Here is a 17,211-nt window from a genome sequence, read left to right on the forward strand (position 1 = left end):
CACTGGCGGACGAAGGCCGGCGGACGAGCACTGGCGGACGACCGCGGGCGGTCAGCGAGGGGCGACGCGGCTGCGCAGCACGATGGTGCGGGCCGGCTGGTCGTCGCCGTTGATGCGCTCCAGCAGCAGGTTGGCCGCCGTCGTGCCGATCAGCCGGGCCGGCAGGGCCACCACGGTGATGGGCAGCGGCACCAGCGGCACGAAGGGCAGGTCGCCGAAGATGGCCAGGCCCGTGGCCGGCGGCAGGATGCCCCGCTCGGCCAGCACCTGCAGGGCGCCGACGCTCATGAGGTTGTTGGCCACGAAGACCGCGTCCGGCGGCTCGGGCAGCTCCAGCAGCTCGGCCATCGCCTGCTCGCCGCCGTCGACCCGGAAGTTGGCGTAGCGCAGCAGGTCGGGGTCGGGGGTCAGGCCCGCGGCCGTGAGCGCGCCGGCCCAGCCGTCGGCGCGGCCGGTGGCGGTCTCGACGTCCTTGGGGCCGGTGATGCAGGCGATGCGCCGGTGGCCGGCCTCGAGCAGGGCCTTCGTGGCCGCGCGGCCGCCCGCCCGGTTGTCGACCGTGACCGCGTCGATGTCGAAGCCGTGCGGGCCGCGGTCGACCGCGACGACCGGGCGGCCGCGCTCGATCAGCTCGCTGACGTCGCTGTGGTCGCCGGCGGCGGCGAGGATGACGCCGGCCATGTTCGCGCCGATGGCGATGTCGAGGTACTTCGCCTCTTTATCATGATCTTCGTCGGTGTTGCACAGGACGACCGAGTAGCCGGCGGCCTGGGCGACGTCCTCGACGCCGCGGGCGAGGGAGGTGAAGAACGGGTTCTCGATGTCCGGGATGACCAGGGCGATCACCTCGGAGTTCTGCCGGCGCAGCGTCCGGGCCGTACGGCTCGGGCGGAACGACAGGGCTTCGGCGGCCTCGCGCACCCGCTTGGAGCGCTCGGGGCTGACGTTCATCCCGTTCATGACGCGCGACACGGTCGCCGGGGAGACGCCGGCCAGCCGGGCCACCTCATAAATCGTTGACATGACTCCCCTGTCCGGGCCGGGTGCCACCGTACCTGCGAGTTTATCCGGCCCGTGCCGCCGCGATTGACACGTTACCCGCGGCAGCCTACAGTCCCCTGAAATCGATTGCACACGGGTTGTGATCACTCATACTCCCGCGCCTATCGCAAGGAGCCTCGCGAGCATGAACGCAATCTCGCGGCTGCGGACCGTGCAAACGCGGTCGATCAGCCCGGAGAACTTCGACGGCTCGGCCGGCGGCGGGGGCCGCGCGACCGAAGGCACCGGCGCCTCCTGCGCCCGCGACCTCGGGCCCGGCTGGAAGATCTCGCCGAGCGTCGACATCGAGCCCGGTGCGACCTTCACGCTGGGCGAGATCGAGGGCGCCGGGCGCATCACGCACTTCTGGATCACCACCCACAAGGACAACTGGCGCACCCTGCTGCTGCGCGCCTACTGGGACGGCCGCGACGAACCCGCGGTCGAGGTGCCCTACGGCGACTTCTTCTGCCACGGGTGGGGCGAGTTCGCCCAGGTCAACTCCCAGATGGTGGCGTCCAACCCGCACGGCGGCTTCAACTCGTACTGGCCGATGCCGTTCCAGAACGGCGCCCGGCTCACCATCGAGAACACGTCGGTCGTGCCGGTCCGGGTGTACTACCAGATCACCTACGAGATCGGCGGCGACTACAGCGGCGAGGGGTACTTCCACGCCCAGTGGCGGCGCAGCAACCCGCTGGAGTACCTCAAGACGCACGTCTTGCTCGACGACGTCGTCGGCGCCGGGCACTACGTCGGCACGTATCTGGCCTGGGGCGTCAACAGCAACGGCTGGTGGGGCGAGGGCGAGATGAAGTTCTACCTCGATGACGACGACGAGTACCCCACCATCTGCGGCACCGGCACCGAGGACTACTTCGGCGGTGCGTGGAACTTCGACGTGCCCGGCAAGGGCTATACCGAGTTCTCCACCCCGTACCTGGGCATGCCGCAGGTCATCCGCCCCGACGGGCTCTACGTCAGCCAGCAGCGCTTCGGGCTGTACCGCTGGCACGTGAGCGACCCGATCCACTTCGCGACCCGTCTGCGCGTCGAGGTCCAGGCCCTGGGCTGGCGCTCGGGCTGGCGCTACCTGCCGCTGCGCGACGACATCGCGTCCACGTCGGTGTTCTACCTCGACCGGCCGACCACCAACCGGCCGGCGACCCCGAGCGCCGACGACCTGGAGATCCATTTAGGCGCCGCGCCGGTACCCGACCTCGGCGCACAACCCCCGAGGCAACCGGACTGATCCCGGACCGCGGCCCCACAGCGTCGGGACTCCGGACCGCGCCGCATCGGGCGGCGCGGCGGGTCCCGAGGTAAGGAGCCCGCAAGTGCCCCTTCGAAGCAGTCTCCGAAAGACCGCCGCCGCCACGGCGGTCCTCGCCCTCACCACCACCGGCCTCGTCGCGCTCGACGCGGCGCCGGCCCTGGCCACGGCGGCGCACACGTCGGCGAGCCTCATCGAGAAGCTCACGGGGCCGGACGGCCCGAACAACACCTGGGGCCGGTGGGACGTCAAGGCCACCGACCTCGGCATCCTGTGGGACAACGGCGCCGGGCAGACCCTGGCCGCGTTCGGCGACACGTTCGGCGACGCCTGGGTCGGCCCGGGCGGCGGCGTCCTCGGCCCCGGCGACGGCTACTGGCGCAGCAACGTCCTGCTCCGCTCCGGCGACACCAACCTGGCCGACGGCATGCACTTCGACAGCGCGGTCACCGGCGCCGACGGCCGGGCCCGGGAGATCGTGCCGGGCCTGCACCAGCCGGACGGCACCGGCGAGGTAACCAAGATCCCGACGGCGGGCATCTCGGTCGGCACCCGGCAGTACCTCTCGTTCATGTCGGTGCGCCACTGGGGCCCGCCCGGGCAGTGGGACACCAACTACGCCCGGATCGCGTACTCCGACGACAACGGCACCACCTGGTCCACGGCCGGCACCCCGACGTGGAACAACCCCGGCCTCAACGACCACTTCCAGATGCAGGCGTTCGCGCGCAACGGCGGGTACGTCTACGTCTACGGCACGCCCAGCGGGCGTCTCGGCAGCGCCTACGTGGCCCGCGTGCCGGAGGCGCAGATGCTCACCCAGAGCGCGTACCAGTACTGGAACGGCAGCACCTGGGTGACGAACAACGAGGCCGCCGCCGTGGCGATCGTCGGGGCGCCGGTGTCGGAGCTGTCGGTGCGCTACGACAGCTGGAGCGGCAAGTGGCTCATGATGTACCTGCAGGGCGAGGACATCATCATGCGCACCGCCACCAGCCCGCAGGGGCCGTGGAGCGGTTCGCAGGTGGTGGTCAGCTCGGCGGACTACCCGGGCCTGTACGGCGGCTTCATGCACCCGTGGAGCGCCGGCGGCACGATCTACTTCACCATGTCCCAGTGGGACCCGTACAACGTGTACCTGATGAAGGTGCAGATCAACGCGGCCGGGCAGATCGTCAACCCGAACCTCATGGGTGACCCGAGCTTCGAGCGGGGCGCGCTCAACAGCACGGGGACCGGCGGCTTCTGGGCCTGCAACGGCAACTGCGGCATCGACAACGCGCACTGGGGCTACTCGGGCGACCGCAACGGCTTCGCGCGGTACAACCACGGCTGGCAGGACGTGCACCAGACGGTGCCGGTGACCGCGAACACCAACTACCAGCTCACCGGGTGGCTGCGCACGTCGCCGAACAGCGACAACGGGTTCTTCGGCGCGCGGGGCACCGACAACGCGGTCATCTCCGAGGCGCACTTCGTCGCGGTCGGCCCGTGGACGAGGTTCGTGGTGAACTTCAACAGCGGCAACCGCACCGCGGTCGTGGTCTACGGCGGGGTGTGGACCGACCACGGCGACATCTGGATCCAGCTCGACGACTACTCGGTCGTCAAGGTCTGAGGCAACGCAGAGGCGGCCGCGCGCGGGTCAGAGCGACTCGAGCGCGGCCGCCGCACCGTTGGCGGCCGCGCGCGGGTCAGAGCGACTCGAGCGCGGCCGCCGCACCATTGGCGCGCAACGTCGACAGCGCACGAAGGTACGGCCCGGTGAAGCGCGGATCGTCCACGAGGGAGCCGAACAGGTCGCGCTGGCGCAGGACGTCGCGCATGCGGGCGTCGGCCGGCAGCAGCCCGACGCCGAGGATCGCCCGGTCGCGGGCCAGGCCGAGCTCCAGCAGCCGGTCGACGACCATCGCCTGGTGGGCGCGGTGGAAGCCACCGACGCCCACGTGCACGATCCCGGCGCGCAGGCCGGCGCGGTCGTACGTGAAGCGCTCCGGCGTCACTTGATGCCCGAGATGCGCACGCCGTTGACGATGAAGCGCTGGAAGAACAGCAGCAGCACGAGGGTCGGCAGCGACGCGATCGCCGAGCCGGCCATGAGCATGCCCCAGTCGTTGCCGCGCTCGGTGCGGAACGAGCCGAGGAACTGCATGATCTGCGTGAGGTTCGGGTCGGTGATGGTGAGGATCGGCCAGACGTAGGCGTTCCAGTAGGCGAGGTACGCCGTGATGCCCATGACCGCGAACGGCGCGCCGGACTGCGGCAGGAAGATGCGCACGAAGATCTGCCAGCTGGTGGCGCCGTCGATGCGGGCCGCCTCCTCGATGGCGAGCGGCACGCCGAGGTAGAACTGGCGCAGGAAGAACATCTGGGCGGCCGACGCGACGCCGGGGATGATGAGCACCGCCATCGTGTTGAGCATGCCGAGCTTGCTGACCACCATGAACGAGGTGAGCAGGATGGCCATGCTCGGGATGAACATGGGCAGGATGCAGTACAGCCACCAGAACTTCTTGCCGGGGAACTCCAGGCGCGCGAAGGCGTAGGCCGCCATCGAGTTCACCACCAGGCTCAGCGCGGTGAAGATGAGCGCGCCGATGAAGGTGACCACCATGGCCCGGGAGAACTCCGGGTCCTTGACGATGGTGACGTAGTTGTCGAAGTTCCACATCTCGGGGAAGAACTGGAACGGCGAGCGCAGCACCTCGGTCTTGCCCTTGAAGGCGGCGATCGCCATCCAGGCCAGCGGGAACAGCACGCTGAGCGTGATGATCACGACGAACGCCCAGGAGGCGACGCGCTGCAGCGGGGTCTTGTTCATCGCGCGCCTCTCAGCCGTCGACGGACTTGTCGGAGTTGACCAGCCGGAAGATCACCAGCGAGAGCAGGCCGAGCGCGATGAACAGCAGCAGCGAGGCCGCCAGGGAGAAGCTCGTCGCGTACGGCGTGAAGTCCCGGAACCGCTGGAAGATGTACAGGTTGGGGGTCGTCGAGGAGTCGACCGGCCCGCCGTTGGTCATGACCAGGGGCAGGTCGAACATCTGGATCGCCAGGGTGCACTCGGTCACCAGCAGGTACAGCACCACGTTCTTCAGCAGCGGGATGGTGATGGAGAACGTGCGGCGCAAGTACCCCGCGCCGTCGATCGCGGCGGCCTCGTAGTACGCCTCCGGGATGTCGAGCAGGCCGGCGAGCATGATGAGCGTGGTGAGGCCGAAGCGCAGCCAGATGCCGGTGACCGCGATCGAGGGCAGCACCACGTCGGGGTCGTTGAGCCAGTCGACCGGCCCGATGCTCAGGAAGCCGACCATCCAGTTCGTGACGCCCTGGTCCTGGTACATGAAGCCGAAGATGATGGCGGCCACGACGGAGGAGACGACCGCCGGCAGGTAGACCGTGGTCTTCATGAAGGCGGCCACCTTGCCGCTGAGCGTCTTGATGAACGTCGCCAGCACCAGCGACAGGACCAGCTCGGCGGGGACGGTCAGCAGGGTGTAGTACACCCCGAGCCCCAGCGACTTCCAGAAGCCGTCGCTGGTGAGCACGTACTTGTAGAAGTCGAGGCCGACGAACACGGACGGCTGGTAAAAGCTGATCTTGAAGGTGCTCAGGTAGAACGAGTAGAGCAGCGGCCACACGACGAAGATGCCGAGCAGGATCACCATCGGCGCGATCATCAGGTAGGCGGTCACGCCGTCCCGGCGGGGCCGGCGGCGGCCGCGGGGGCGGGCAGCGTCACCGGCCGGGGCCTCGGGAGCGGACGCCGCTTCCGCGAGGCCCGCCGGACTTAAAGTCGACACGGGTCGACCCCCTCGAGATACGGGGCGCCCGGGAGCGCGGCCTGCGCGCTCCCGGGACGCCGGGAACTTGGCGGTCAGCTCTTGGGGGCGGTGCCCTTGAGCTGCTGCTTCTGGATGACGTCGTTGATCGCGTCGTCGGCGGTCTTCATCGCCTTGGGGATGTCGGCGGTGTTCTTCATCGACGACTCGAGCGCCGTGCCGAAGGCGAGCGCCACGTCGAACGGGTAGGCCGGCTCCTGCTTGCCGTGCGCGACGATCTGCTCCGAGATGACCTTCATGAACGGGTCGCTCGTCGCCTCGGGGGTGCCGGCCAGCGCCGTGTCGACGGAGGTGCGCACGGTGTACTTCGAGAAGCCGCTCGTCTTGAAGAAGTCGGCCATGATGGCGGGGTCGCCGGCCAGCAGGTACTTCACGAAGTCCGCCGCCTGCTGCTTGTTCTTGGTCTTGCCGTCGACCGTGAGCGTCCAGCCGCCGAGGGTGGCGGTCGGCTTGCTCGGGTCGCCGTCCAGCGACGGGAACGGCGCCACCGCGGTCTTGGACAGCATGTCCTTGTAGTCCGCCTTGAGCGCGCCGACGGCCCACGAGCCGTTGGCCATCATCGCGACCTCGCCCTGGCCGTAGGGCAGCGCGTCGGGGTAGCCCACCTTCGGCGTGCGCGGCATGAGGTTGCCCTGGTACAGCGACTTGTAGAGCTCGGCGATCTTGGCGAAGCACGGGTCGGTGGCGCGGCCCTTCGACCAGTCGTCGGTGATCGGCAGGTAGCCGCAGGCGTTGTACTGCAGGCCCCAGCTGGACCAGGCCAGGTCGTTCGCGGTCGAGGCGATGGTCATGCCCTTGACGTTGCCGGTGGTGAGCTTCTGCGCCCAGGTGAGCAGGTCGGCCCACGTCTTGGGCGGGCTGGCCGGGTCGAGGCCGGCCGCCTTCACCAGGTCGGTGCGGTAGTACAGCACGGTGGAGGGCTCGACGAGCATCGGGTAGGCGTAGTGCTTGCCGTTGATGGTCACGAAGCTCTTGACGTTGTCCTTGACGTCGGCGAACGCGTCGGCCGGCAGCAGCCCGTCGAGCTCGGTGAACTGGCCCTGGGCCACCCCGGCGGGGATGTTGCCGTAGCTGGTCGTGGCCACGTCGGGCGCCTTGCCCGCGGCCTGGGCCGCCTTGAGCTTCTGCTGCCAGGTGTCGGCCGGCACGACCTGGTAGTCGATCTTTACCTTGCTCTGCGAGGCGTTGTACTGGTCGACGTACTTCTTGAACCAGGCCTGCTGGTAGTCCTCGAACTTCTGTTGCCAGAACGTCACCGTGGTCTTGCCGTCGCCGCCGGCCCCGCTGCTGCCACCACAGCCGGCGAGGGCGGCGGCGGCGAGCACAACGGCGGTCAGCGCGGCCGTAATCCTCAAACGAGTCACGTGCCACTCCTCCTCAATGCGCGATTCAATCAAAACAGCGGCGGAACTATTTGCGGTCGGATCGCACCAGGTCGGCCCGGTACCAGAACACGTTGTAGGGGCCCCACAGCGACAGCGCGAAGTACACGGTGCGTCCGTCGCCGCTCACGCGCGGCCACAGGTACGGCGCGTACAGCCCGGGCGCCTCGGCCTGCGAGACGAGCGTGATGGCCTCGCCCCACGGGCCCCACGGCGTGACGCCCTCGCGGATGACCGCGCTCTCGTCGGCGCCGCGGGTGTACGTCATCAGCCACCGCGACAGGTAGGGGCTCCACGCCACCGACAGCTCGCCGGCGGTGTCCTCCACGACCGTCCGCGCGGCGGCGGGGTCGGGGCTCCACCGCGGCTCGCCGCCGGCGGTGGTGCCCGCGAAGTACCGGTACGCCGACTGGTCCTCGACGTCGCGCTCCGCGACCTTCATCAGCGAGACCGGGCCGAAGCGGCCGTGCGTGACGCCCCAGAAGTAGATGTCCCCGCCCACCTTCGCCGTGCCGACCTGGACGAACCGGCTGTCGCCGGGCCAGCGGGGGGTCGCCGGCTTCGTCCAGGTCTGCCCACCGTCGACGGACTTGGCGAACCCGGAGTAGTTGGTCTCCCACTCCCCCGGCTCGCCCCAGTGCCGCACCGACATGTAGGCCAGGTACATGGCGCCGCCGGCCTCGAACCCGTAGGTGGGGATCGTGGTCATCTCGGCGCCGTCGGCCTTGCGGGAGTCGATCAGCTCCTTGGCCCAGCCGATGTCGTCCACGACGTACCCGTCCAGGCGCAGGCCGTCCGCGGGATCGTCGTCGCCGGTGTACGCCAGGGTGTTGGACCGCCACTGCGTGCCGCCACCACCGGTGAGGCCGGGGTCGCGCTGTCCGAACGTGTCACCGAAGACCATCCACGTCTTGCCGCCGGCCTCGAACATCGAGCCCAGGTCCTGCCCGGCGATCGCGAACCGGTCGGTCCGGTTCGGCGAGCCGGGCCCGGTCACCTGTGCGACCTGCCGCACCTGGGCCACGCCGGCCAGCACGAGCGGCTCGTCGCCGGTCGCGATCATCGGCTCACTCCCCTTCGAGCAGCCCGCCGCCAGGACCGCCGAGACCGTCAGGAACGCCCAGGTGGCGACGTACTTGCGAGGCTCCATCGCCGCCCCCTCGATCTCGGTTGCGTAGCAGTGAACTCGAAGAAATCGGTTTCGTCAAGAGTCCGGGCATCACGCAGCTTTCAGCGCTCTGAGCTGGGGAAACTGAGCTTGAAACCGATTGCAGCAAGGGCTCCCGCAGGCCGCGTGCGCACCCCTCCAGGGCCACCGTCCGGTGGGCAAATGCCCAGGTGAACAACGATGTGACCGCGGACACGAGGGCCCACATTGCAAATCGATTACACGCAGATTACCAAGGGGCTCAGGCGAGCGGCTCGACCGTGAACACCAGTTCCTGACCCTGCTTGAACGGCCGCACCACCTCGACGTTCTCGTAGGCGACGCCGCCGGGAATGGGCGCGCGGCTGCGACCGCAACCACCCCGCCTACAGCCCAGGCCAGGTCGCCCAGTGCGTGCAGGGCTCGGCCTTCCCGGACCGCTACGACCAGGTCGCCTCCACCGCGCAGTCGCTGCTGACCCGGGCCGAGCGGATGGCCATCGTCTTCGCCAAGGGCACCACGAACGACGTGTACGTGGCCCTGTCGAACGGGTCGAGCTTCCCGCCCAGCACGAAGTGGCACGACTTCTTCGGGCTGCCGGGCGAGACCACCCTCTGACCAGCCCGCACCACGCGGCTACCGAGCGCCGCACCCACGGCGTCCGGTAGTACGTGCGGTCTAGAGTCTCGCGCAAGCCCATCCCAGCGACAGGCCCGAGCGCCCCATGCTCGTCGAGGCCGGCAGCGACGCTTCCAGCGACGCGCGGAACTATCGCTGCCATCAGCGGCTCTGGCTCTGGCCCCTCCCGCCGCCGGTTGACTTCGAGTTCGTCGTCGAGTGGCGGGACGTCGGCATCGGCCAGGTCTCCGCGACCATCGATGGAAGCGAAGTCGTCCGCGCGGCGCAGCACGCCGCACCGTTCTGGGTTTGACGCCGCCGGCGCGGTGGAGCTGCGGCCGGGCTACTGGGGCGCGTCGGGGCCCATCATCGGGAAGACGCGGGCGACCACGGCCACCGGGCCGGTGCCCGGCGCCGGGCGGGCCTCGCGGTGGCGGTACCGCTCCACGAGCGCCCGCACCGCGCCGGCCAGCTCCGCCATCTCGTCCGGCGTGAGGTACACGACCTGGGAGAACGCTTCGTCGCGGCGCCACTGCGCCGGGGCCTCGTCCCGCATGGCCAGCCAGCGCCGGTAACTCTCGTCCTCGAGGCCCCGGGCGAGCTCGCCGAGGTCGGCCGGCGGCCGCTCGCCCGCCAGCCGCCAGGGCTTCTCCCGCCCGCGGCCCGGGACCGGCTCCACCAGTCCGTGCCGGGCCAGCTGCCGCAGGTGGAAGGAGTGCAGGCCGGACGAGCCGCCCAGCTCGCGGGCCGCCTCCGTCGAGGTCACCGTGCCGCGCTCGCGCAGCAGTTCCAGCAGGGCCACCCGGACCGGGTGGCCGAGTGCGGCGACGGGCTGTCGGGTCATCACTTTGCAAAGTATGGTGTTTGCAAAGCTTTGAGGCAAGGAGACTCGCGATGACCGTGCTGCCCATCCGGCTCTTCGGAGATCCGGTCCTGACCACGCCCGCGGAGGAGGTGACGACGTTCGACGCCGAGCTGCGCCGCCTCGTCCGCGACCTGACCGACACGCTGCGGGCCGAGCAGGGTGCCGGCCTGGCCGCCCCGCAGCTGGGCATCGGCGTGCGGGCGTTCGCCTTCCACGTCGGCGGCGTGCGGGGCCACCTGGTCAACCCGGTGCTGAGCTTCCCCGACGAGCAGGAGCAGGACGGGCCGGAGGGCTGCCTGTCCATCCCCGGGCTGTACTTCGACACCAAGCGCCGCCTGCACACGGTCGCCAAGGGCTTCACCGACCGGGGCGACCCGATCCAGGTGGTCGGCACCGGCGAGATGGCCCGCTGCCTGCAGCACGAGACCGACCACCTCGACGGGGTGTGGTTCATCGACCGCATGGACGCGCAGCGGCGCCGCGCGGCGATGCGGGCCATCCGCGAGGCGCCGTGGTTCGGCAACGACGCCCCGCGCGTGAAGGTGAGCCCGCACCCGCTGCTGGGCGGGCGCCGCTAGACGAGCACGCGCACCGGCTCCCGGCGCATCCACACGTCCAGGCTCAGCGCCTGCTCGGCCGAGCGCCGGGTCGGGTGCCCGGCCAGCCCGGGGTCGAGCAGCGGGGCGGCCGGCGAGTCGGTGGCGACGCGCTCCAGCGTCTCGCGCAGCGCCCGCTCGTACTCGGGGTCCTGGGTAACCGGGTACGGGCTCTTCACCCGCTGCACGACCGACTCCGGCAGCGCGTCCGCGGTCGCCGCGCGCAGCAGGCTCTTCTCCCGGCCGTCGAAGGTCTTCATCGACCACGGGGTGTTGTAGACGTACTGCACCAGCCGGTGATCGCAGTACGGCACCCGCACCTCGAGGCCGTGGGCCATGCTCATCCGGTCCTTGCGGTCGAGCAGGATGCGCACGAAGCGGGTCAGGTGCAGGTAGCTGATCTCGCGCATGCGCCGGTTCCGCGGGTCGGGGTCGTCGCCGTGCTCGACCTCGGCGAGCGCGTCGCGGTAGGCCTGCGCCCGGTAGCCGGGCACGTCCAGCTCGGCCTGCAGCCCGGTGTCCAGGGCGGTGAGGTCCGCTTCGGCCATGACCAGCCACGGGAAGGTGTCGGCCCCGACCGTCTCCGGCGTGTGGAACCAGGAGTAGCCGCCGAACACCTCGTCGGCCGCCTCGCCGGACAGCGCCACCGTCGAGTGTTCGCGCACGGCCCGGAACAGCAGGTACAGCGACGTGAAGATGTCGCCGCCGAAGGTGGGCAGGTCGGCCGCGTCGATCACGGCGGCCCGGTCGAGTGGGTCCATCAGGTCGCCCGCGTCCAGCACGATGTCCTGGTGGGTGGTCCCCACGTGCCCGGCCAGGGCGTGGACGTACGGCGCGTCCGGCGTGGGGCGGAAGGCATCGGGCGTGAAGTGCTCGGCCTGGCCGGCGAAGTCGACGGCGAAGGAGCGCAGCGGGCCCTCGCCGCGGGCGGTCAGGGCGGCGTGGGCCAGCGCGGTGATGGCCGAGGAGTCCAGGCCGCCGGAGAGCAGCGCGCACAGCGGCACGTCGGCGATCGTCTGGCGGGCCACGATGTCGTCGAGGAGCCCGCGCACCGTGCGCACGGTGGTGCCGAGGTCGTCGCGGTGCTCGGCGTAGCTGGGGCGCCAGTACCGGCGGCGGTGCACGCCGTCGCGGCTGACCCGCACCGTCTCGCCGGGGATGACCTCGCGCAGGCCGCGGTACACGCCGTGACCGGGCGTCTTGACCAGGGCGAACAGCTCGCGCAGCCCGTCGGCGTCGACGACCGCCTCGGCGAGCGGGTGGGCGAAGATCGCCTTGGGCTCGGAGGCGAAGAGCACCGCGCCGTCGGCGGTGCGGTAGTAGTACAGCGGCTTGACGCCCATCCGGTCGCGCACCAGCACCAGCTTTTCGCGCCGCACGTCCCAGACGCCGAAGGCGTACATCCCGTTGAGCAGGTCGACGAAGTCCTCGCCCCACTCGACGTACGCGCGCAGCGCCACCTCGGTGTCGCTCTCCGTGCGGAACCGGTGGCCCCGGTCGCGCAGCTCGTCGCGCAGCTCGCGGTAGTTGTACAGCTCGCCGCTGTAGGTGATGGCGGCGATCTCGCGGCCGTCCTCCTCGACGACCATCGGCTGCGCGCCGCCGGCGAGGTCGATGACGGCCAGCCGGCGGTGCCCGAAGGCCACGTGCTCGCGCACCCACAGCCCCTCGGCGTCCGGCCCGCGCAGGGCCATCGTGCCGGTCATGGCCCGCGCCGCCGCCTGCTCGGCCCGCACGTCACGCTCAAGGTCGACCCAGCCCGCGATGCCACACATGGGACGGCGGTACCCCCGTGTCGGAGGGGTAACCGGCGTAACACGGCCGAAACTCGGCGGACGTTCCGGCGAAATTCCTCCCCGGCAGGCTGTCCCGGCCGCCAAGAGGCGAGATGAAGGGGAACGCGATGCCGCAGGGCTTCAGCGCCGGGGACACCGCCTGGCTGCTCGTCAGCGCCGCACTGGTACTGCTCATGGTCCCCGGCCTCGCCCTGTTCTACGGCGGCATGGTCCGGGTGAAGAGCGCCCTCAACATGCTCATGATGTCCTTCGCCTGCCTGGCCGTGGTCACCGTCGTGTGGGTCGTCGCCGGGTACTCCCTCGCCTTCGGCCCCGACGCCGGCGGCGGGCTGATCGGCGGGCTGCGGCACGTGGGCCTGCAGGGCATCGACGGGCACCACCTCACCGGCTCGGTGCCGACCGCGGCCTTCGCGGCCTTCCAGCTGATGTTCGCCGTCATCACCGCCGCGCTGCTCAGCGGCGCGATCGCCGACCGGGCCAAGTTCGGCGCCTGGATCGGCTTCGTGGCCGTGTGGGTCCTCGCCGTCTATGTGCCGATCGCGCACTGGGTCTTCGGCGGCGGCTGGATCGCCACCCACCTGCGCATCTTCGACCTCGCCGGCGGCACCGTCGTGGAGATCAACTCGGGCGCCTCCGGGCTGGCCCTGGCCCTGGTGCTCGGCCCGCGCCTGGGCTTCCGGGGCGATCCGATGCGCCCGCACAGCCTGCCCCTGGTCGTGCTCGGCGCCGGGCTGCTGTGGTTCGGCTGGTTCGGGTTCAACGCCGGCTCGGCCCTGACCGCCGGCGGCGGCGCGGCGATGGCGTTCCTGAACACGCAGGTGGCCGGCGCGGCCGCGATCTGCGGCTGGCTGGTCGTGGAGCGGTTGCGCGACGGGCACCCGACGACGCTCGGCGCCGCCTCGGGCGCGGTGGCCGGGCTGGTCGCGATCACCCCGTCGTGCGGCTCCGTCAGCCCGCTGGGCGCGCTGGCGATCGGCGCGATCGCGGGGGCGGCGTGCTGCTTTGCGGTGTCGTTGAAGTACCGCCTGGGCTATGACGACTCCCTGGACGTGGCCGGCGTGCACGGCGTGGGCGGGCTGCTCGGGACGCTGCTGATCGGGCTGCTGGCCACGAGCGCGGTCACCGGCGGCGATTCCGGCCTGTTGTACGGCGGAGGCCTCGCGCTGCTGGGCCGGCAGGCCATGGCCGTGGTGGTGGTCGCGGCGTACGCGTTCGGCGTCACCTGGCTGCTGGCCAAGGGGGTCGACCGGCTGGTCGGCTTCCGCGTGAGCGAGGAGCACGAGCGGACCGGCCTGGACCTGGTCGTGCACGCCGAGACCGCCTACGAGCTGCACGCGACGTCGGGCGGGGCGCGGACCGTCGTGCCCCACCAGGGCCTATCGCACGCGCCACGCCCGGCGCGCCTCGACGCGAACCCGGTCGACGGCCAGTAGCGGGCCGCCGGCGGCGTCGGCGCGGCGGCGGGCGTCCTCCGGCAGGTGCACGGGCGCGCCGGGGTCGAGCGGCAGCACGTGCAGGGTGACCTCGCGGCCGGGCCCGTAGCCCGCGTCGCGCAGGCTCACCACCCAGTGCGAGCCGTCCCAGAACCGGTCCGTGGCGGCGCGCCCGTCGATGCGCAGCTCGGCCACGTCCCCGGCCCAGTCGATGTGCAGCAGCGCGTCGGACTCGCCGGCCCACCCCGGCAGGTCCAGCGCGTACACGGCGGCAAGCTCGTCGAACACGCGGGCCGAGGGCGCGGAGGCGCGGCCGGCCCGCTCGCCGTACCGCCGCGGCGGGCGGAACTGCCGGACCGGGCGCGCGACGACGTCCTGCGCGGGCGCGCCCGGCCCGTCGGGGCGCAGCGGCAGCGGGCGGAACGCGCCGGCGGCGGGGTCGTACTCGAGCACCTCGGGCGCCGGGCCGGCGCCGCGCGCGACGATCCGCCCGTCGGCGCCCCACCCGAGGTCGGCGGCGGACAGCAGCAGCCGCCGCTCCCCCTCGCGCACCCAGGCGATCGCGGAATCCCCGGGCGTCAGCACGAGCAGGTCGAGCCCCGCGGCGCCGTCGCGCAGCCGCAGCGGCGAGCGCCCGGGCTCGACCTCGCCCACCCCGGCCACCTCCACGGGGATCCCCTCGTCCGCGCACAGCACCAGCGTGGGCACCGCCCCGGGCAGCACCGTGAGCGCCGACGCGGTGGCCCAGCGCAGCCGCACCCCGCCGGCCTCGAGCCCGACCGGCCACCGCGCGAGCGTGCCGGGCGGAATGTCGACGGGCCGCGACGGCAGCTCGACGCCACCGACGGTGAACCGCGCGCCGGGGTACGTCGCCAGGGGCTCGTGCGGCTGGTGCCAGGCGATGAACAGGAACGCACCGCGCACCGCCCACCGCAGGCCGTCGCCGCCGGGCAGCCACGAGGGCGCGGCGGTGAGCTCCTCGGCGAACGCGGCCAGGAACGCGTGCTGGCGGCGCAGCTCGGCGTGGCCCGCCGACAGGGTGCCGGCCTCGCCGATCGGGGCGTGGAAGTCGTACCCGAGGCGGGGAACGTCGTTGGGGTACCCGGTGGCGTGCGACTCGTGCGTGCCCTCGGCCTGGCCTTCGACGGCGACGCCGGGCGGGTTGGTGCCGCCGGCGTACATGTAGTAGCCCTGCCACACCGACCCGCTGCCGAGCTTGCAGTGCGCGACGGCGGCGACGTCGCGCCCCGAGGGCCGCGGCCGGCGGTGGTACGCGGTCGCCATCCCGCCGCCGAGCTCGCACGTGATCGGCGGGACCGGCCCGGGCGGCGCGGCCGGGCGGGGCGGGTCCCAGGCGTGGGAGAAGCGGAACTGGGCCCGGAAGGCGGGGTCCCAGGGCGCGTCCGCGTCGGCCCAGAAGCCGTCGCCGTAGCCGGAGTACACCGGCACGACCTCGCCCTCGGGCAGCCGCGCCCCGTCCCACGCGGTCGCCGTCCACAGCGGCGCCGCGATCCCCGCCCCGAGCGCCAGCCGCTTGAGCGTGACCAGGTGCCCGGGGTCGTCGAGCAGCTCGTTCTCCAGCTGCACGGCCAGCGGCACGCGCCCGGCCACGGCCCCGCCGATCCGGCCGAACCACTCGCGCACCAGCTCGAGGTACGCGGGGTCGTCGCTGCGATGCGCGACCGGCGACTCCCGCACCCAGTCGGGGAAGCCGCCGTTGCGCAGCTCGCCGTGCACCCACGGCCCGATGCGCAGCACGGTGTCCAGGCCCGTCGCCGCGCACAGGTCGAGGAAGGCGGCGAGGTCGAGCCCGCCGGCGAACGACGCCTCCCCGCGCCTCGGCTCGTGATGGATCCAGGGGACGTACGTCGACACGACGCTCACCCCGCCGGAGCGCATCAGCTCGAGGCGCTCGGCCCAGCGCGCCCGCGGGACCCGGCTGTAATGCAGCTCGCCGGAGACGGGGATCCACGGCCGGCCGTCGCGCAGCATCCCTCGCCCGGTCAGCCGGTCCCCCATGATCACACGGTAGCCGGTGCGCTCAGCCCGCCCTCACGATGGCCAGCACCGCGGCCACGATGCGGGCCCGCTCGGCCCGGTCGCGCAGCAGCCGCACGACGTGCTCGCCGCCCGGGTCGTCCTGGTGCGGGAGGCGGTCGATGAGCGTGCCCGCGCCGTCGCCGAAGACCAGGCTGATCACCTCGGTGACGACGGTCTCGGCGTCCTCGCCCGCGCGCAGCCGGGCCCGGATGGCGATGACCGCCTCGTGGGCGAGGTCCTGCAGGTGTACCTCGTCCCGCTCCCCCTCCCCCACCAGGTCCAGGGCGTGCAGCTGCGGGCCGTCGGGGTCGGCGGGGGCGAAGCGCGGGACCGGCACGTGCTTGTGGCCGAGCGGGCCCTCCACGTAGCGGGCGTACCACTCTGGGCGGCTGCGCATGACCCGCAGTACCGCGTCGATGTCCCGGCGCACGTCGGAGCCGTCGGCGGCGTCCCAGCGGCCGGTGAACCGGCAGCGCTGGTCGGTCCACGCCTCGGTCGGCCAGACCTGTGAGCCGGCGGTGGCGGGGTTGCCGACCCACACGAGCATCTGCACGCTCAGGTGGACCAGCCAGCGGTCGCCGCCCAGGCCGTCGACTAGCCACTTCGGCGGGCGGGGGCGCTGCAGGGCGCCGATCGCGCCGCGGCGGCGGCGATGGCCGTCCACGGTGGCCGAGGTGAGCAGGCCGCCGATCCAGGCCTCGAGGTTGTCGATGGGGCGCACCGAGCGGTGCACCACGTCGTGCACGACCGCCTCCACGTCGTCCTGGAAGCGGTCGAAGCAGTCGTCGACGAGGTGGCGCACGGACACCGCGCAGCCGTTGTGGCCGCGGCGGCGCTCCAGGCCCTGGGTCAGGCCGCTCCACACCACCGGGTACGCCACGCAGTACGCGCCTCCGACCAGGCGCTTGCGCTCGGCGTCGCCGGCCTCCGCGACGCTCGCCGCGAGCGTCCCGAGCCGCGCGAGCCGGCGGACGTCCTCGGCCGCGGTCGGCCCGGATCGAGGCATGACGAATCCCTTCATCGCTGGCAGGGATGGCTTTGGCGCGACGGCCGGATCGCTGTCGTCAGTCTGGCAGCGTGCGAAGTGGAATGAACGATCCGTTCCGGTCGTCAGGTGATCCGTTCGGAGGGGGCCGATCCGGCTCCGACCGGTCCGTCAGGATCGCCCAGCCGCACCACGG

General features: G+C 71.9%; 16 protein-coding genes. 6 read left to right on the top strand and 10 right to left on the bottom strand.

What is annotated here, in order from left to right:
* Positions 1 to 51: 51 nt before the first annotated feature.
* On the bottom strand, positions 52 to 1,023 hold the full coding sequence (locus ABD352_RS08035; RefSeq protein WP_344611592.1) for a LacI family DNA-binding transcriptional regulator: 972 nt from the start codon (positions 1,021 to 1,023) through the stop codon (positions 52 to 54).
* Between the two features lie 163 nt (positions 1,024 to 1,186).
* Here ABD352_RS08035 and ABD352_RS08040 point away from each other — a divergent pair, with 163 nt between their 5' ends.
* Both ABD352_RS08040 and ABD352_RS08045 read left to right on the top strand, forming a co-directional pair.
* Positions 1,187 to 2,293: a glycoside hydrolase family 172 protein gene (locus ABD352_RS08040; protein WP_344611593.1), complete on the top strand. Its 1,107-nt coding sequence runs from the start codon at positions 1,187 to 1,189 to the stop codon at positions 2,291 to 2,293.
* An 85-nt stretch (positions 2,294 to 2,378) separates the two neighbouring features.
* Positions 2,379 to 3,932, top strand: a complete 1,554-nt coding sequence (locus ABD352_RS08045) for a glycoside hydrolase family 183 protein (protein WP_344611594.1) — start codon at positions 2,379 to 2,381, stop codon at positions 3,930 to 3,932.
* Positions 3,933 to 4,008: 76 nt separating this feature from the next.
* Here ABD352_RS08045 and ABD352_RS08050 read toward each other — a convergent pair whose 3' ends face one another.
* The 5 genes from ABD352_RS08050 to ABD352_RS08070 all read right to left on the bottom strand — a co-directional run bounded on the left by ABD352_RS08050 (position 4,009) and on the right by ABD352_RS08070 (position 8,685).
* Positions 4,009 to 4,317 carry a hypothetical protein gene (locus ABD352_RS08050; protein WP_344611595.1) on the bottom strand — a complete coding sequence of 103 codons (309 nt, stop codon included), beginning with the start codon at positions 4,315 to 4,317 and terminating at the stop codon, positions 4,009 to 4,011.
* Entirely contained in the window at positions 4,314 to 5,135 is an 822-nt protein-coding gene (locus ABD352_RS08055; RefSeq protein WP_344611596.1) for a carbohydrate ABC transporter permease, read from the bottom strand. Before ABD352_RS08055 ends, ABD352_RS08050 begins: the two co-directional genes overlap by 4 nt.
* A 10-nt stretch (positions 5,136 to 5,145) precedes the next feature.
* Complete coding sequence (locus tag ABD352_RS08060; protein WP_344611597.1) at positions 5,146 to 6,006, bottom strand: carbohydrate ABC transporter permease; 861 nt, start codon at positions 6,004 to 6,006, stop codon at positions 5,146 to 5,148.
* A 182-nt stretch (positions 6,007 to 6,188) separates the two neighbouring features.
* Positions 6,189 to 7,517 carry an ABC transporter substrate-binding protein gene (locus ABD352_RS08065; RefSeq protein ID WP_344611598.1) on the bottom strand — a complete coding sequence of 443 codons (1,329 nt, stop codon included), beginning with the start codon at positions 7,515 to 7,517 and terminating at the stop codon, positions 6,189 to 6,191.
* A 46-nt stretch (positions 7,518 to 7,563) separates the two neighbouring features.
* Positions 7,564 to 8,685 (bottom strand): glycoside hydrolase family 183 protein, encoded by a 1,122-nt coding sequence (locus ABD352_RS08070; protein ID WP_344611599.1) that lies wholly within the window; start codon positions 8,683 to 8,685, stop codon positions 7,564 to 7,566.
* 411 nt (positions 8,686 to 9,096) lie between these two features.
* Between ABD352_RS08070 and ABD352_RS08075 the strand changes: the two genes are divergently transcribed.
* Positions 9,097 to 9,300 (top strand): hypothetical protein, encoded by a 204-nt coding sequence (locus ABD352_RS08075; RefSeq protein WP_344611600.1) that lies wholly within the window; start codon positions 9,097 to 9,099, stop codon positions 9,298 to 9,300.
* Positions 9,301 to 9,406: 106 nt separating this feature from the next.
* A complete protein-coding gene (locus ABD352_RS08080; RefSeq protein ID WP_344611601.1) occupies positions 9,407 to 9,613 on the top strand; it encodes a hypothetical protein in 207 nt (68 codons plus the stop codon).
* Positions 9,614 to 9,643: 30 nt separating this feature from the next.
* On the opposite strand, the gene ABD352_RS08085 is transcribed toward ABD352_RS08080, so the two are convergent.
* Complete coding sequence (locus ABD352_RS08085; RefSeq protein ID WP_344611602.1) at positions 9,644 to 10,144, bottom strand: ArsR/SmtB family transcription factor; 501 nt, start codon at positions 10,142 to 10,144, stop codon at positions 9,644 to 9,646.
* 50 nt (positions 10,145 to 10,194) lie between these two features.
* Here ABD352_RS08085 and ABD352_RS08090 point away from each other — a divergent pair, with 50 nt between their 5' ends.
* Positions 10,195 to 10,743: a peptide deformylase gene (locus tag ABD352_RS08090; protein WP_344611603.1), complete on the top strand. Its 549-nt coding sequence runs from the start codon at positions 10,195 to 10,197 to the stop codon at positions 10,741 to 10,743.
* Here the strand turns inward: ABD352_RS08090 and asnB are convergent.
* Entirely contained in the window at positions 10,740 to 12,536 is a 1,797-nt protein-coding gene (gene asnB / locus ABD352_RS08095) for an asparagine synthase (glutamine-hydrolyzing) (protein WP_344611604.1), read from the bottom strand. The genes ABD352_RS08090 and asnB overlap by 4 nt on opposite strands.
* Before the next feature lie 113 nt (positions 12,537 to 12,649).
* Between asnB and ABD352_RS08100 the strand changes: the two genes are divergently transcribed.
* Entirely contained in the window at positions 12,650 to 13,990 is a 1,341-nt protein-coding gene (locus ABD352_RS08100) for an ammonium transporter (RefSeq protein WP_344611605.1), read from the top strand.
* Here ABD352_RS08100 and ABD352_RS08105 read toward each other — a convergent pair.
* Together ABD352_RS08105 and ABD352_RS08110 are read right to left on the bottom strand one after the other, a co-directional pair.
* Positions 13,934 to 16,009 carry a beta-galactosidase gene (locus tag ABD352_RS08105; protein WP_344611606.1) on the bottom strand — a complete coding sequence of 692 codons (2,076 nt, stop codon included), beginning with the start codon at positions 16,007 to 16,009 and terminating at the stop codon, positions 13,934 to 13,936. The two genes, ABD352_RS08100 and ABD352_RS08105, sit on opposite strands and share 57 nt — an antisense overlap.
* 22 nt (positions 16,010 to 16,031) lie before the next feature.
* On the bottom strand, positions 16,032 to 17,036 hold the full coding sequence (locus tag ABD352_RS08110; protein WP_344611607.1) for a hypothetical protein: 1,005 nt from the start codon (positions 17,034 to 17,036) through the stop codon (positions 16,032 to 16,034).
* Between the last annotated feature and the right edge of the window lie 175 nt (positions 17,037 to 17,211).

This window comes from Dactylosporangium salmoneum (assembly GCF_039532525.1).
GTDB classification, from domain to species: domain Bacteria; phylum Actinomycetota; class Actinomycetes; order Mycobacteriales; family Micromonosporaceae; genus Dactylosporangium; species Dactylosporangium salmoneum.